We start from the raw sequence: 13,249 nt of genomic DNA, 5'->3' as shown, positions 1-13,249 counted from the left end.
GCTGCGTACCTCGAAGTCAGGAAAAAGAAGGGCGTTAATGGCCGGTTGGTGGTGGCTGAATAGGGCGTCGCGGCGCAGGCGGCCGTTGGCGGTGGCCAGGCCGTTGTCGGGGCGAAAGGCTTCGGCGGCGCGCAGCCAGTGGTGTACGCGTGCGTAGTCCGGCAGGCCGGCATTGACCCGCTCGACCGCCGCCTGCAGCTCGGCATCGCTCAGCTCGGGGCGGCGAGGTACGAGCACGGCGACGTTCTGCGCCAGCGCCTCCCCATGCAGCCAGGCCTGGGCGATGGACGCCTGCTGTACCAGTTCGGCCTCCACCCACTCGGGATTGACGTTGCGTCCGTACGCGGTAACGAACTGATGCTTCTTGCGCCCGTGCAGGATCAGGAAGCCATCCTCGAAATGGCCTAGGTCGCCGGTGGCCAGCCACTCGCCGGTCAGCGGCGGTTCGCCGAGGTAACCGAGCATGTGCGGGCCGCGCACCAGTACCTCGCCATCGTCGGCCAAGCGCAGCTCGACGTGTGGCAGCGGCCGGCCGACCGTGCCGATGCGCCGCGCCTCGGGTGTGTTCAGGCAGACCACCGAGGCGCATTCGGACAAGCCGTAGCCCTCGAACACCGCCAGCCCGAGCCGCTCGGCGCGCTCCAGGAGCTGCGACGCGACGCGGCCGCCACCGACCGCGACGAAGCGCAGCGACGCTGGCAATGGCACGCCCTGTTCGGCGGCGCTGACCAGCGCCAGCAACAGCTGCGGCAGCAGGATCAGGCTGTGCGGCTGGCTCGCCTGCAGCGTGGCCAGCAAACGTTGCAGCTCGAAGCCCGCCGCACCGCTGAAGCCGATTTCCGCCAGCGGGCGCAGTTCGACCCGTGCACCCGCCAGCAGCGGCGCATAGAGCCCGGCGATGTTTTCCAGCAGGGTCGCCAGCGGCAGCACGCAGAGGTGCTGGCGCACATCACACGGCCGGCTGGCCTGCCACAGGCTCTCGGCCACCGCCAGCTGCGCCTCCGCATCCAGGCAGACGCCCTTGGGCTGGCCGGTGGTGCCGGAGGTATAGGTGATCTTCAGCGTGCCGGCCGGTACCGGCGCTGCGGCATCCGGCTGGCGCTGCAGCAGGTCATTGGCGGTCTGCTGGAAGCCGCAGCGCTCGCTGAAAGGGCTGACGGCGCCGATCAGGCAGTCGATGCCGGCGTGGTTCAGCACATGCTCCTGCTGCGCCGGAGAAAAGAAACCTGGCAGCGGCACGCAGACCAGCCCGGCGCGCAGCAGGGCCAGGTCCCACAGCGCCCACTCCAGACCGTTATCCAGCGCCAGGGCGACGCGCTGCACGCCGAGCTGTTGCAGCTGGCTGGCGCGCGCGGCCACCTCATGGCGCAGTTCGGCGTAGCTCAGTTGGCGCGGCCCTTCGCGCAGCGCGATGCCGGCGTGCTGGTCGAGTGTCGTCCAAAAGCGTTCAGCTGCAGGCTGCATGGGGCGCCTCCGTGGTGTCGAACAGCGGCTGATAGCCGAGCCGCGCATAGAGGCCGAGCTGCAGCAGGCGCTGGTGGCCGGGCAGGATCTCGCCGGCCATCAGCTGCGGCCGGCAGGCGTAGTAGCTGCCCCAGTCGGCCAACTCCTCGCCCATGCGCGCCGGATCGGCCAGACCCAGCGGCAGCGGATCGAGCGCCAGGCGCTGGAAGCTGTTAAGCAGTGCCGGCGTGCCGGTGAACACCACCCAGCGAAAGCCCTGAGCGACCAGCAGATCGGTCAGCGCGACGATCAGCAGGCGCGCCGAGGCATTGCCGAAGGCGGCTAGGTTGCCAACCTCGACGATCTCCTCGCGCGGCACCGTACGCTCACAACGAAGGCTCACGGCCTGCTCGATGGGCTCGTCCAGATAGCGTTCGAGAAACAGCGGCCGGCGGCGGGCGCTGCGCAGACCGACCGCGCCATGCACCTCGCCATTGTCGCCATGCAGGCCGAGCAGGCAGGGCATGAAATGACGCACCTGCGCCTGATAGTGCTCTGCGAAACGCTGGCGGATGAAGTCTTCCAGCGCTGTGCGCCGCTCGCCTGCATCGGCCTGCGCCAGTTGCAGGCAGAGCGAAGGCTCGCGGCCAATGCGTGCCAGTACATCGGTGTGATCGACCCAGGGCAGTTCCATCGGGGAACCTCGGTTAGAAGCCTGGGCCGGATTGTTGGGGCGCAAACTTAAGGCAGTCTTAAGCCGCGCAGGGCTAAATGCGGGGCTGGCGAGGCGACGTTTTTTTCACATCGTCTCGGCTATGTTCTGCGCCGCGCGCAGGCGTAATAAGCAGCGTCTGCCGTTCCGAAACTTCTAGCGAGGACCCCAGCGATGCGCATCCTGGTCATCGAAGACAACCGTGACATTCTCGCCAACGTGCTGGACTACCTCGAGCTCAAGGGCTACGTGGTCGACTGCGCGCAGGATGGCCTCAGCGGCCTGCACCTAGCCGCCACCCAGGACTACGACCTGATCGTGCTGGACCTGATGCTGCCGGGCATCGACGGGCTGCAGGTGTGCAAGCGCCTGCGTGACGATGCCGGGCGTGATACGCCGATCATCATGCTCACCGCCCGCGATGCCCTGCCTGACCGCATCAAGGGGCTGCAGGCCGGTGCCGACGACTATCTGATCAAGCCCTTCGCGCTGTCCGAGCTGGTTGCCCGTATCGAGGCGATCCTGCGGCGCTGCCAGGGATCGCGTCGCCGGCAGCTGCAGGTGGCCGATCTCTGCTACGACCTGGACACCCTGGAAGCCAGTCGTGGTGGCCAGCCGATTCGCCTCAACCCTATCGGCCACAAGCTGCTGGCGATCCTCATGCAGCGCAGCCCGGCGGTGGTGCGCCGCGAAGCGCTGGAAGATGCCGTCTGGGGTGATCACGTGCCGGACAGCGATGCGTTGCGCAGCCATATCCACCAGTTGCGCCAGGTGCTCGACAAGCCGTTCGCCAAGCCGTTGCTGCATACCGTGCACGGCCTTGGCTTCCGCCTGGCGGAGGACTGCGATGCTCGCTAAGCAGCCGCTGGCGCGGCGGATCGTCATCGCCTTCACGCTGATGACGCTGGTGGTGAGCGGTGCGTTCGCCCTCGGCATCGTCGGCGTCGTGCACTTCATCGAGGAGCAGCTGGTCACCGAGGAGCTGAGTCGCCACCTGGACATCGTGCTCAACGAGGACCTGCCAAAGGGACGGACACCGCAGCTGGACACCAGCACCCACTTCTTCGCCTCGCATCTGCCCGAGCACCCGATGCCAAAGGCGTTTGCCGGGCTCGGTGAGGGGTTCACCGAGCTGGTTCGCGGTGACGATGCCTACTACGTCTATGTGCGCAATGTCGGCGCTGACCGCTACGTGCTGGTGCAGGAGCAGCACGAGTTCGAGGCCCGTGAAGATGCGCTGTTCAACGTCGTGCTGGCCGGCTTTCTGCTCAGCGTGCTCGGCGCCTGGGCGCTGGGGCGGCTGATGGCCAACCGGGTGTTGGCGCCGGTCAGTCGCCTGGCCAACCAGGTGCGCCACCGCGACCAGCTGCATCCGCTGGCGCCGCCGCTGGCCCTGCAGTATCCCGATGACGAGGTCGGCCATCTGGCCGCGGCGTTCGACAGCACCCTCGGCCAGCTGCGCCAGACCCTGGAGCGCGAGCGGCTATTCACCGCCGATGTCAGCCATGAACTGCGCACCCCGTTGATGGTGGTGCTCGGCGCCTGCGAGCTCCTCGAGCAGCAGGCCGAGCTGTCGCCAGCTGCGCAGCGACCGCTGGCGCGCATCCAGCGCGCCGCGCGGGAAATGCACGAGCTGGTGGAAACCTTCCTGATGCTGGCGCGGGCGCGTCCGCAACAGACGTCCTTGGCCGGCGACGCCAGCTTGCGGAGCGTGGCGACCGAGCAGAGCGAGCGCTGGGCACCGTTGCTGGCGGAGAAGGGCCTGGCCTTCGAGCTGCTGGAGGAGGGCGAGGACCGCGGCGTCTACAACCACACCTTGCTCGGCACGGTGATGTCCAACCTGCTGCGCAACGCATTGCATTACACCGACTGCGGCACGGTGCGGCTGGTCCTCGACGAAGGTGGCTTTCGCGTCGAGGACAGCGGCGTGGGCATTCCGCTGGCGGAGCAGGAGCGCATGTTCCAGCCGTTCGTGCGGGGCGCCGAGGGGCGCGGCGAAGGGCTGGGGCTGGGGCTGTCGCTGGTCAAGCGGATCTGCGCGCACCAGGGCTGGCAGGTCGGTGTGGTGCCGCGGCAACCGCAGGGCAGCTGCTTTCAGGTGCGCTTGCATGACAGCGCGGTTTGACGTTTTTTTCACATCCCGTTGACGGGCCCTTGATGTCTGTCTGGTTAGTTTGGCGTTCCGTTTCCAACCGGAATGCCCGCCATGACCACATCGAGCCCTATCGAACTGGAGTTCTCGCGCAAGTACGACCGCCAGCACGCCTACGAATACCTGCACAAGCATCAGGATGGCCCGGCCCGGCGGCTGTCGCACTGGCGTGACGAGCAGATGGCGCGCCGCGCACTGAAGATCGCCGGCGATCCTGATCTGGTGCTGGACCTGCCGTGCGGCGCCGGGCGCTTCTGGCCGCTGCTGGCCGAGCACCCAAGCCGGATGATCTTTGCCGCCGACAACTCCGCCGACATGCTGGCGATCGCCGAATCGGCGCATTCGCTGGAAGTGCTCAAGCGGGTCGAGACCTTTCAGACCTCCGCCTTCGCCATCGACATGGGTGACAACGCGGTAGACAACATCTTCTGCATGCGCCTACTGCACCACATCGCCGACCCTGAGCACCGGCTGGCGATGCTGCGTGAGTTCCACCGCGTCACCCGTGACACGCTGATCGTCTCGCTGTGGGTCGATGGCAACTACAAGGCCTGGAAGCGCAAGCGCCTGGAGCGCCGCCGGCCGGCGAAGGACAACCAGAACCGCTTCGTCGTCGCCCGTTCGGTGATCGAGGCGGAGTTCGCCGAGGCCGGCTTCGACATCCTCGACCGTAATGACTTTCTCCCGGGCTACGCCATGTGGCGGGTCTACGTGCTGCGCAAGCGGGGCTGAACATGAGCCGACCACTCGTACTGCCGGCCCGCGAAGCGCGTACCAGCACCTTCCAGCGCTGGTGGAACACCCAGGGCGAATGGGTCGAGGAACCTAACCAGCGCCGCGCCGGCGAAAGCGGTGTGCAACGGATACGGCTGCGCGATCCGCAGCAGCCGCTGCTGTACTGCAAACGGCAGATTGGCCACCTGTATCGCTCGCTGCTGCATCCGTTCGGCCGGCCCACGGTGCTGCGCGAATTGCAGGCGCTGCAAGCATTCGCCCGGCTCGGCGTGCAGGTGCCGGAACTGGTCTACTGCGGCACGCGACAACAGGCCGGCCAGTGGCAGGCGCTGCTGGTGACGGCGGAGCTGGAAGGCTTCGTCAGCCTGGAGGACTGGTATCAACAGGACTTGGGGGGGCGCTTCGGCCCGACGGTACAGGAGCGCATGCTAGCGGCGGTCGGGATCACCCTGGCGCGCATTCATCAGGCACGCTGGCAGCATGGCTGCTGCTACCCCAAGCACATCTTCATCAGGGTTCAGGGTGAAGGTGACGCGGCCAGCGTCGAAGTCGCGCTGCTCGATCTGGAAAAGAGTCGTCGCCGTTTGCGGCGCAGCGCCGCGGCACGGCATGACCTGCGCCAGCTCAAGCGTCATCGCCAGGCCATGCCGGAACAGGACTGGCAACGATTGCTGGCCGCCCACCGCACCTTCAGCGAGTTGCGCTGCGATGTCATCTGAGCCGACCTGCGCGGCTACCGATACCGTGGCCAGCGTCGACGTGCCGGCCGACGGTGCGGCGCTGAAGGGGCGCAGCGGACTGGCGCGCATCTGGTACGCGTCCGGCTATTCGGCTGCAGGTCTCAAGGCCGCTTATAGAGGCGAAGCGGCGTTTCGCCAGCTGGTGCTGCTGAATCTGCTGCTGATTCCCTTGGCGTTTCTGTTCGACGTCAGCCGCGTCGAGCGCGCCGTGCTGATTGCCGTGGTGTTTCTCGGCCTGATCGTCGAACTGCTCAACTCGGCCATCGAGGCGACGGTCGACCGCATCTCTTTCGAACTGCATCCGCTCGCCAAACAGGCCAAGGACATGGGAAGCGCCGCGCAATTGCTGGCGCTGTGCCTGATCGGTCTGGTCTGGGCGGTGATCCTCATCCCCTGAAGGACGTACCCATGCTTTCCTCTTTGCGACGCCCTGCTCGAGAGCGCCCGGCGTCCGGCTTCAATTGCCTGGCCGCGCACCTGCGCTTCACGTTCGCCAGTGCGCTGGCCCTGCTGGCGCTGTTTGCGCTGCTGCGGCTGGGCTTGCTGCTGTTCAACCGCGAACTGATCGGCAGCACGCCGCTTGCCAGCTTCGTCGAGGCGTTCGGCAACGGCCTGCGCTTCGACCTGCGGGTAACGGTGTACATCCTGCTGCCACTGCTGCTCGGCGTGCTGAGCATGCGCATGATGGCCGCCCGGGGCCTGCTGCGGCTGTGGTTGAGTGTGTGTGCCAGCCTGACGATCCTGCTCGGGCTGATCGAGCTGAACTTCTATCGCGAGTTCCATCAGCGCCTGAACAGTCTGGTGTTCCAGTATCTGCAGGAAGACCCGGCGACGGTGCTGAGCATGCTCTGGCACGGCTTCCCGGTACTGCAACTGCTGGCGAGCTGGGGTGTGGCGAGCGCGGCGATGTACGCCCTGTTCGGCTGGCTGGAGCGGCTGACCCGTGGCGCGCCGGCTGTGCGCGAGACCGGCGCGCGCCGCCGCGGCTCGGCCTGGTATACCCGCGCGGCGGTATTCGGCGTGCTGATACTGGTCTGCGTGGTGGCTGCCCGCGGCACGCTGCGCCAGGGACCGCCGCTGCGTTGGGGCGATGCCTTTACCACCGAGTCGATGTTCGCCAATCACCTCGGCCTGAACGCGACACTGTCGCTGTATGACGCGGCGAAGAACCGCTTTTCCAGCCACCGCGACAATAGCTGGAAGGCGACACTGCCGGTGGCGGATGCGCAGGCTATCACCCGCGAGCTGCTGCTGACCGCCAACGACCGGTTGGTGGACGCCGAGCTGGCGCCGGTGCGCCGTGACTTCCAGCCGCCGGCGGACGGCCAGCTGGCGGTGCGCAACGTGGTGGTGATCCTCATGGAGAGCTTCGCCGGCCGCTATGTCGGCGCGCTCGGCAGTGCCGACGGCATCACGCCGAACTTCGACCGCCTGGCCGGCGAGGGGCTGTTGTTCGAGCGCTTCTTCGCCAACGGCACCCACACCCACCAGGGCATGTTCGCCAGCATGGCCTGCTTTCCCAACCTGCCGGGCTTCGAGTACCTGATGCAGACGCCCGAAGGCGGCCATCGCTTCTCCGGCCTGCCGCAGCTGCTCGGTGCGCGGGCGTTCGACGACGTTTACGTCTACAACGGCGATTTCGCCTGGGACAACCAGGCGGGGTTCTTCGGCAACCAGGGCATGAAGCGCTTCGTCGGCCGCAACGACTACGTGAATCCGGTGGTTTCCGACCCGACCTGGGGCGTTTCCGACCAGGACATGTTCACCCGCGCCGCCGAGGAGCTGGGCAAGCTGGATAACGGCGCGCCGTTCTATGCGCTGCTGCAGACGCTGTCCAACCACACGCCGTATGCGCTGCCCGAGCAGTTGCCGGTCGCTGCTGTCGAGGGGCATGGCGCGCTGGATCAGCATCTGACGGCGATGCGTTATTCGGACTGGGCGCTGGGGCAGTTCTTCGACAAGGTGCGTAACCAGCCTTGGTTCAAGCAGACCTTGTTCGTGGTGGTCGGCGACCACGGTTTCGGCGCGCCGGAGGAAGTCACCGAGATGGACTTGCTGCGCTTCCACGTGCCGCTGCTGCTGATCGCCCCGGGCGTCACCGAGCGTTTCGGCAGCCGTCGCGAGGTGGTCGGTACGCAGGTGGACGTGGTGCCGACCATCATGGGCCGCCTCGGTGGCGAGGTGCGTCATCAATGCTGGGGCCGCGATTTGCTCAGCCTGCCGGCGGACGATCCGGGTTTCGGCATCGTCAAGCCGTCGGGCAGCGACCAGACCGTGGCGCTGATCCGCGGTGATCGGGTGCTGGTACAGCCCAAGGAGCAGCCGGCGCGGCTGTATCGCTATCGCCTGGGCGGTGAACCGGCTGGCGAGCGGATCGCCGCTGCCGAGGATCAGCCGCAGCTGCTGCGCCAGCTGCACGCCTACCTGCAGACCGCCACCGCCAGCCTGCTGGCCAACACCAGCGGAGATCGCAGCGGCGAGGGCGAGTCGGAAGCGGTGGCCGCCGAGGTGCCGCTCGCGGTGAAAGCGGCCCCGCCGGCACGGCCGGACAAGGGTTGAGCGCGGCGGTCGATCAGTGTTCCAGCGGCTTGAAGCTGTCGTCGGCGAAGTAAGTGGCGTAGTCGCCCAGCGCGCCGACCACCGTCACCGCGCCGTCGCGCTGACCGGCCGGGGCGCCGCTCATGGCGTCGGCACCGGCGAGCAGCTGGGCGATGATCAGGTGCAGCTGCGCGTCGGCCTCGGCGCTCAGCTTGCAGTTCTCCACCATGTAGGCGACCTGGCCGCGCACCGTCTCGGCCAGTTCGCCGTAGCGGGCGGCGGGCAGACGGTCTTCGTGGATCGCCGGCAGCGCCTGGCGCATATCGTTGTTGATGGTGCCCATTGCCTGGCGCAGCGGCGCGTCGGTGGCCCAGCGCTTGCCGGCATCGAGTTGCAGCGCCGGCGCGCCTTCGCCGTGGCCGTGGTCATGGCTGGTGGCGGCGAGGCTGGTGCCGGCGTGGCCGAGGGTGCCGGCGAGGATGATGGCGAGGGCGAGAGCGTGGGGTTTGCGGATCATCGATAGAACTCCATTGAGCGAGCCGGCGAAGTGCGGCTCCTGATGTTCTAACGCAGGCGCGACGGTTTTGTTCCATCGCGCCGTGCAATCCGTCATTTGCGGTGCAATTGCTCGATGCTGTCGGCGCCGAACGACTGCTGCGTGAGCACCTGGGCGAGCCGCGCGCGCTGCTGCGGTTCGAGGATCTCGCGCTCCTGCAGCAGCTGGTCGATGAGCAGGCGCTGCTGTTCGTTCTGCAGTTCGGCGATCTTCGCCTGCTCGGCGTCGATCACCGTGCGGTCCACCTGTTCGGCGAAGATCGCCTCGATCAGCCGGTTGCGGTGTTCGCCGAGGCTGGCGTTGGAGGCGCGCAGGTAGGCCAGGAACGGCGCCTCGGCATCGTGCCAGCGCTGCAGCTGGCTGGCGCTCAGTTGCAGCTCGCGCGACAGCTCGGTCGGTGCGCCGGAGGGCATCGGCAGGCCATCGCGACTGAGTTTCTGCCAGCCAAGGCCGGCGAGCACGCCGACGTTGACCAGCACGGACAGGACCAGGGCATTGCGCAGGGTGGTGTTGCTCATTTCAGGTTTACCTTCAGGTAGCAGAATTCGGGGCGCGCGCAGAGCGCGCCGGGTGGGGTGCTGCCGAGGACGGCGAGCAGGTCGTGGCTGGGTGAGCTGCCCGGCGGCTGGCCGGGCAGGGCATAGCCGAGCAGCAGGCCGAGCAGGACCGACGCCGCGGCGCCGATACCCTGCGCCCAGTGCCGGGCCCACCAGCTGCGCACGGGCGGCGGCGCGAAGGGCCGCTGCAGACGCGCCTGCAACTCGGCCGGCAACTCCGGGCAGGCCAGCGCACGCAAGCCCTGGCCGAGCCCGTCGAGTTCGGCCAGGGTGGCGCGACACTGCGGACAACCCGCCAGGTGGGCGGCGGCGTGGCGCTGTGCGGCGGCGTCGAGTTCGTTGTCGAGGTAGGCGGACAGGATCGCCATGTCCAGATGCTCAGTCATCGAGGGTGCCTCCGTTGGCCTGGCGATAGCCGTGCAGCAGCGCCTCGCGGGCGCGTGCCAGGCGCGACTTGACGGTGCCGGCGGCGAGCTGCAGCGTGGCGGCCAGTTCGTCGTAGGCCAGCCCCTCCACCTCGCGCAGCAGCAGGATCTCGCGCTGTTCGTGGGGCAGGCGGGCTAGCAAGCGTTCCAGCAATGCCAGATCGCGACCGGCCTGCAGTCGGCTCAGCGGCGATGGCGCTGGATCGACCGGCTCGGCCAGTTCCTCCGGCGCCACGTCGACGTAGCGTTGCCGCTGGCGCAGCGTATCCAGCGCGGCATTGCGTGCGATCTGCAGCAACCAGGTCTGCAAGCGTGCTTCCGGGCGCCATCTGGGCAGCGCCTGGAAGGCGCGGATGAACGTTTCCTGAGTCAGGTCAGCGGCCTCGTCGGCGCTGCCGAGCAGGCGACGGAGGAAGTGGAAGACCCGCGCCTGATGGACGCGCACTAGCGTGCCGAACGCCTGGCGATCACCACGCGCGGCCTGCTGGATGAGGTCCTGTTCGCTGTCGTTCATTAAGCGCTCGTCTGGGTTGACCGCGCAGGGCGCCGCTAAAACCTGCTGCGTTGCCAACGCCTCGGTTTTTACCGGTGCCCGTGCGCTGCCGGCCGGGTTGCCGCAGGGATATAACGCAACGGTTGGCGAAATGTTCCGGCTATTTTTGTCTCAGCGCGGAATCTTCACCCGGTCCTCGTCGAAGTCGCCTTTTTCCGCGTCGCGATGGCAGGCCACGCAGTTGAAGCGGCCGCCGACCGACTCGCGGGCGAACTTGGCTTCGCTGAGCTCGTCGTGTTTGTGCTCGAACCAGCGCGTCTGGCTGATGCGTGGCGGCTCGCCGGCGGTGGGTGACGGCTCCACCGGTAGGCGGTTGGCGGCCGAGGCGCGGACCAGGAAGTCGAGGATTTCCTTTTCCTGCACCGGGTCCAGCGACGCGTTGCTGCCGTAGTGATCGCCCAGGGTGCGCATCTGCTCGCGCCAGGCATCGGCAGGCAGCAGGCCGGGAGAATAGAGCATGTGGCAGGCCGCGCATTCTTCCTTCCACACCAGCGGTGCGTCGCTGGGTACCGTCAGGCGCTTGGGCCGCTTGTAGCCCTTGCGCTCTCGATGGTCGTCGTCATCGGCGAAGCTGAGGCCGGCCAGTACCAGGGTCAGGCCCAGCCCGGCGACGGCAGCGAGGGGTGCGATCTTCATGGCAGGCTCCTTATTTGATGCTGTCGATCCAGCTGATGAAGTCACCTTTTTCCTGCGCGGTGCATTCACGGGCGTAGACGTCGTCGCAGTTGCGGCGGAACCATTTCTCGACCTTCTTCAGGTCGGTGAAGCGCTCGGGGTTGGCTGCCGGCGCCAGCGGATCGACCTTGCGATGCGCCGGCGTCTTGCCGGGCTGACGCGGGTCGGCGGTGTGGCAGGTGGTGCAGCTCATGGTCTTGCCATTGCGCTGCTCCTCGGCGAAGTACAGCGCCTTGCCGCGCTCGGCGGAGAAACCGGCGAAGTTCGGATTCTCCTGACGCGCCTGGGCGGCGTAGCCGGGCAGCAGTGGGTGTTCGGTTTCGGCCAGGGCGGGCAGGCTCAGGCAGCAGGACAGGAGGATGATCCAGCGGGCTTTCATGGTGCGCTCTCCGGTTGGGAATGAGTGCAGCCTAGGCGCGCCGCCTTACGCCAAGCTGAACCGCAGCGGCTGGCGGCGTTCAGTTTCGTTTCAGCTCGCAGGAATACAAAGGCGGCATCCATTCAATGAGGATCGCCGTCGTGGCTGCTTTCAATCGTTTCCGTCTGTTCCACTGGCTGCTGGCCGGTTTCTTTCTTGGCGCCTACCTCAGCGGTGACGACGCCGAGACGCTGCATATCTGGCTGGGCTACGGCCTGGTGGCGCTGTTGGTGTGGCGCCTGCTGATCGTGCCGCTGCGCCTGCGCGGCTTCCCACAGCTGCTGCCGCCGAAGGGCCAGCGGAGCAAGCCGGGCCTGTCGAGCGTCGGCAAGTGGCTGACGGTCGGCGCGCTGGGCAGTTTCGCCATTGCCAGCGTGGTCGGCCTGGGTATGGTCGACAACGGCGATGTGCTGGCCGCCCTGCCGGGCGTGGGGCCGGATGTCTTCGGCGCCGCCAGCGACATCGATTTCATCGGCTGGATGGGCGATGCCGAGGAAGTGCACGAGTTCTTCGCCAATCTGGGGCTGTGGCTGATCGGCCTGCATGTCGGCTATGTGCTGCTGTTCCGCCGCAAGTCGGTGTGGCCGATGCTGCGTGGCGTGCCCAAGTCGGGGCCGGCTTCGACTGCACCTTCGGCTTCGGCTTCGGCTTCGGCTTCGGCCGCGGCGCCGGCTGCAACTGCGGTGGCGACCTCGCTCGCATCGTCGCCGACGCCGGTTGCCGGTGAATTCACCCGTCTGCGCATTGCCTCACGCCAGGCCGAAACCGCCGACAGCTGCTCGTTCACCCTGCAGGTACCGGCCGCCCAGCGCGCCCGCTTTACCGCGCAGCCGGGGCAGTTCCTCACGCTGAAGGTGCCCGGCGCCGAGCCGGCGCTGCTGCGCTGCTACTCGCTGTCGCAGCGGCCGCAGGCGGATGGCGCGCTGCGCATCACCATCAAGCGGGTGCCCGGCGGCCGCGCGTCGAACTGGCTGCTGGACAATCTGCAGGCGGGCGATTGCATCGAGGCGCTGCCGCCGGCCGGCGTGTTCGTGCCGCGCAACCTGGATGACGATCTGCTGCTGCTCGGCGCCGGCAGCGGTATCACGCCGCTGATGGCGATCCTGCAGGCCGCGCTGGTCGAGGGCAGCGGGCAGGTACGGCTGTTCTATGCCAGCCGCGATGCTGCCTCGCTGATCTTTGCTGAGGAGCTGGCCGAGTGGTCTGCGCGTTACCCCGAGCGTCTGCAGCTGCGCATCTGGCTTGATGCCGAACAGGGTGTGCCGAGCGGCTCGGCGATTGCCGCGAAGATCGCTGACTGGACGGTGGCCGACGCCTTCATCTGCGGGCCGCAACCGTTCATGGATGCTGCCGGTGCCGCGCTGGGCGAGCTGGGTGTGGATACGGCGCGCATCCATCTGGAGCGCTTTGCCGCCGCAGTGCCGACGGTCGCACCGGGCGGGCGCCGCAGTCGCCTGCGGGTCGCGCTCGACGGTCGCCGTCACGAATTGGACGTGCCGCGTGGAGAGGTGCTGCTGGAGGCTATGGAGCACGCCGGCCTGCAACCACCGAGCGCCTGCCGCTCGGGTGTCTGCGCCGCCTGCAAGTGCCGGGTGGTGGAGGGCAGCGTGAGCATGCGCAGCAATCAGGTGCTGAGCGAAAGCGAGGTGCGCCAGGGCTGGACGCTGGCCTGCCAGGCCGAACCGCGCAGCGCCGAATTGCAGGTGGAGTACTGAGATGCAAAAGGCCCTGGTTTGCATGATTTG

At 67.6% G+C, this 13,249-nt stretch carries 14 protein-coding genes and 1 pseudogene; 7 read left to right on the top strand and 8 right to left on the bottom strand.

From position 1 onward, the window contains the following. Nucleotides 1–27 precede the first annotated feature (27 nt). Nucleotides 28–1,464: pseudogene (locus P5704_009020) on the bottom strand (AMP-binding protein). Continuing rightward, entirely contained in the window at nt 1,448–2,137 is a 690-nt protein-coding gene (locus P5704_009015; protein WOF80599.1) for a thermostable hemolysin, read from the bottom strand. The pseudogene P5704_009020 and the gene P5704_009015 overlap by 17 nt, the downstream one beginning before the upstream one ends. A gap of 192 nt (nt 2,138–2,329) precedes the next feature. Here P5704_009015 and P5704_009010 point away from each other — a divergent pair, with 192 nt between their 5' ends. From P5704_009010 to P5704_008985, 6 genes are all read left to right on the top strand, one after another. Continuing rightward, nucleotides 2,330–3,013: a response regulator transcription factor gene (locus P5704_009010; GenBank protein ID WOF80598.1), complete on the top strand. Its 684-nt coding sequence runs from the start codon at nt 2,330–2,332 to the stop codon at nt 3,011–3,013. Continuing rightward, complete coding sequence (locus P5704_009005) at nt 3,003–4,280, top strand: HAMP domain-containing sensor histidine kinase (GenBank protein ID WOF80597.1); 1,278 nt, start codon at nt 3,003–3,005, stop codon at nt 4,278–4,280. The genes P5704_009010 and P5704_009005 overlap by 11 nt, the downstream gene beginning before the upstream one ends. Before the next feature lie 81 nt (nt 4,281–4,361). Continuing rightward, on the top strand, nt 4,362–5,039 hold the full coding sequence (locus P5704_009000; GenBank protein ID WOF80596.1) for a class I SAM-dependent methyltransferase: 678 nt from the start codon (nt 4,362–4,364) through the stop codon (nt 5,037–5,039). Between the two features lie 2 nt (nt 5,040–5,041). Further along, entirely contained in the window at nt 5,042–5,761 is a 720-nt protein-coding gene (locus P5704_008995; protein ID WOF80595.1) for a lipopolysaccharide kinase InaA family protein, read from the top strand. Further along, a complete protein-coding gene (locus tag P5704_008990; protein WOF80594.1) occupies nt 5,751–6,179 on the top strand; it encodes a diacylglycerol kinase in 429 nt (142 codons plus the stop codon). The genes P5704_008995 and P5704_008990 overlap by 11 nt, the downstream gene beginning before the upstream one ends. 11 nt (nt 6,180–6,190) lie before the next feature. Beyond that, nucleotides 6,191–8,341: an LTA synthase family protein gene (locus tag P5704_008985; GenBank protein ID WOF80593.1), complete on the top strand. Its 2,151-nt coding sequence runs from the start codon at nt 6,191–6,193 to the stop codon at nt 8,339–8,341. A 13-nt stretch (nt 8,342–8,354) separates the two neighbouring features. Here P5704_008985 and P5704_008980 read toward each other — a convergent pair whose 3' ends face one another. From P5704_008980 to P5704_008955, 6 genes are all read right to left on the bottom strand, one after another. Beyond that, the gene (locus tag P5704_008980) at nt 8,355–8,837 is read right to left on the bottom strand and encodes a hypothetical protein (protein WOF80592.1); all 483 of its coding nucleotides are present in this window, start codon (nt 8,835–8,837) and stop codon (nt 8,355–8,357) included. 92 nt (nt 8,838–8,929) lie between these two features. Beyond that, nucleotides 8,930–9,394, bottom strand: a complete 465-nt coding sequence (locus tag P5704_008975) for a periplasmic heavy metal sensor (GenBank protein WOF80591.1) — start codon at nt 9,392–9,394, stop codon at nt 8,930–8,932. Then, a complete protein-coding gene (locus P5704_008970; GenBank protein ID WOF80590.1) occupies nt 9,391–9,819 on the bottom strand; it encodes a zf-HC2 domain-containing protein in 429 nt (142 codons plus the stop codon). The genes P5704_008975 and P5704_008970 overlap by 4 nt, the downstream gene beginning before the upstream one ends. Next, nucleotides 9,812–10,372: a sigma-70 family RNA polymerase sigma factor gene (locus P5704_008965; GenBank protein ID WOF80589.1), complete on the bottom strand. Its 561-nt coding sequence runs from the start codon at nt 10,370–10,372 to the stop codon at nt 9,812–9,814. The genes P5704_008970 and P5704_008965 overlap by 8 nt, the downstream gene beginning before the upstream one ends. Nucleotides 10,373–10,522: 150 nt before the next feature. Next, nucleotides 10,523–11,047: a diheme cytochrome c gene (locus P5704_008960; GenBank protein ID WOF80588.1), complete on the bottom strand. Its 525-nt coding sequence runs from the start codon at nt 11,045–11,047 to the stop codon at nt 10,523–10,525. Nucleotides 11,048–11,057: 10 nt separating this feature from the next. Beyond that, nucleotides 11,058–11,465: a DUF1924 domain-containing protein gene (locus tag P5704_008955; protein ID WOF80587.1), complete on the bottom strand. Its 408-nt coding sequence runs from the start codon at nt 11,463–11,465 to the stop codon at nt 11,058–11,060. A 140-nt stretch (nt 11,466–11,605) separates the two neighbouring features. Between P5704_008955 and P5704_008950 the strand changes: the two genes are divergently transcribed. After that, on the top strand, nt 11,606–13,219 hold the full coding sequence (locus tag P5704_008950) for a 2Fe-2S iron-sulfur cluster-binding protein (protein WOF80586.1): 1,614 nt from the start codon (nt 11,606–11,608) through the stop codon (nt 13,217–13,219). Nucleotides 13,220–13,249: the final 30 nt, after the last annotated feature.

The organism is Pseudomonas sp. FeN3W (genome assembly GCA_030263805.2).
GTDB lineage: Bacteria > Pseudomonadota > Gammaproteobacteria > Pseudomonadales > Pseudomonadaceae > Stutzerimonas > Stutzerimonas stutzeri_G.
Note: the sequence above shows the minus strand (reverse complement) of the source record. Positions and strands in the feature narration are given on the sequence as shown.

What these genes read in the sequence shown, in the direction of transcription:
- P5704_009015 (WOF80599.1), bottom strand. Translation starts at nt 2,137, where the DNA reads ATGGAACTGCCCTGGGTCGATCACACCGATGTACTGGCACGCATTGGC.
- P5704_009010 (WOF80598.1), top strand. Translation starts at nt 2,330, where the DNA reads ATGCGCATCCTGGTCATCGAAGACAACCGTGACATTCTCGCCAACGTG.
- P5704_009005 (WOF80597.1), top strand. Translation starts at nt 3,003, where the DNA reads ATGCTCGCTAAGCAGCCGCTGGCGCGGCGGATCGTCATCGCCTTCACG.
- P5704_009000 (WOF80596.1), top strand. Translation starts at nt 4,362, where the DNA reads ATGACCACATCGAGCCCTATCGAACTGGAGTTCTCGCGCAAGTACGAC.
- P5704_008995 (WOF80595.1), top strand. Translation starts at nt 5,042, where the DNA reads ATGAGCCGACCACTCGTACTGCCGGCCCGCGAAGCGCGTACCAGCACC.
- P5704_008990 (WOF80594.1), top strand. Translation starts at nt 5,751, where the DNA reads ATGTCATCTGAGCCGACCTGCGCGGCTACCGATACCGTGGCCAGCGTC.
- P5704_008985 (WOF80593.1), top strand. Translation starts at nt 6,191, where the DNA reads ATGCTTTCCTCTTTGCGACGCCCTGCTCGAGAGCGCCCGGCGTCCGGC.
- P5704_008980 (WOF80592.1), bottom strand. Translation starts at nt 8,837, where the DNA reads ATGATCCGCAAACCCCACGCTCTCGCCCTCGCCATCATCCTCGCCGGC.
- P5704_008975 (WOF80591.1), bottom strand. Translation starts at nt 9,394, where the DNA reads ATGAGCAACACCACCCTGCGCAATGCCCTGGTCCTGTCCGTGCTGGTC.
- P5704_008970 (WOF80590.1), bottom strand. Translation starts at nt 9,819, where the DNA reads ATGACTGAGCATCTGGACATGGCGATCCTGTCCGCCTACCTCGACAAC.
- P5704_008965 (WOF80589.1), bottom strand. Translation starts at nt 10,372, where the DNA reads ATGAACGACAGCGAACAGGACCTCATCCAGCAGGCCGCGCGTGGTGAT.
- P5704_008960 (WOF80588.1), bottom strand. Translation starts at nt 11,047, where the DNA reads ATGAAGATCGCACCCCTCGCTGCCGTCGCCGGGCTGGGCCTGACCCTG.
- P5704_008955 (WOF80587.1), bottom strand. Translation starts at nt 11,465, where the DNA reads ATGAAAGCCCGCTGGATCATCCTCCTGTCCTGCTGCCTGAGCCTGCCC.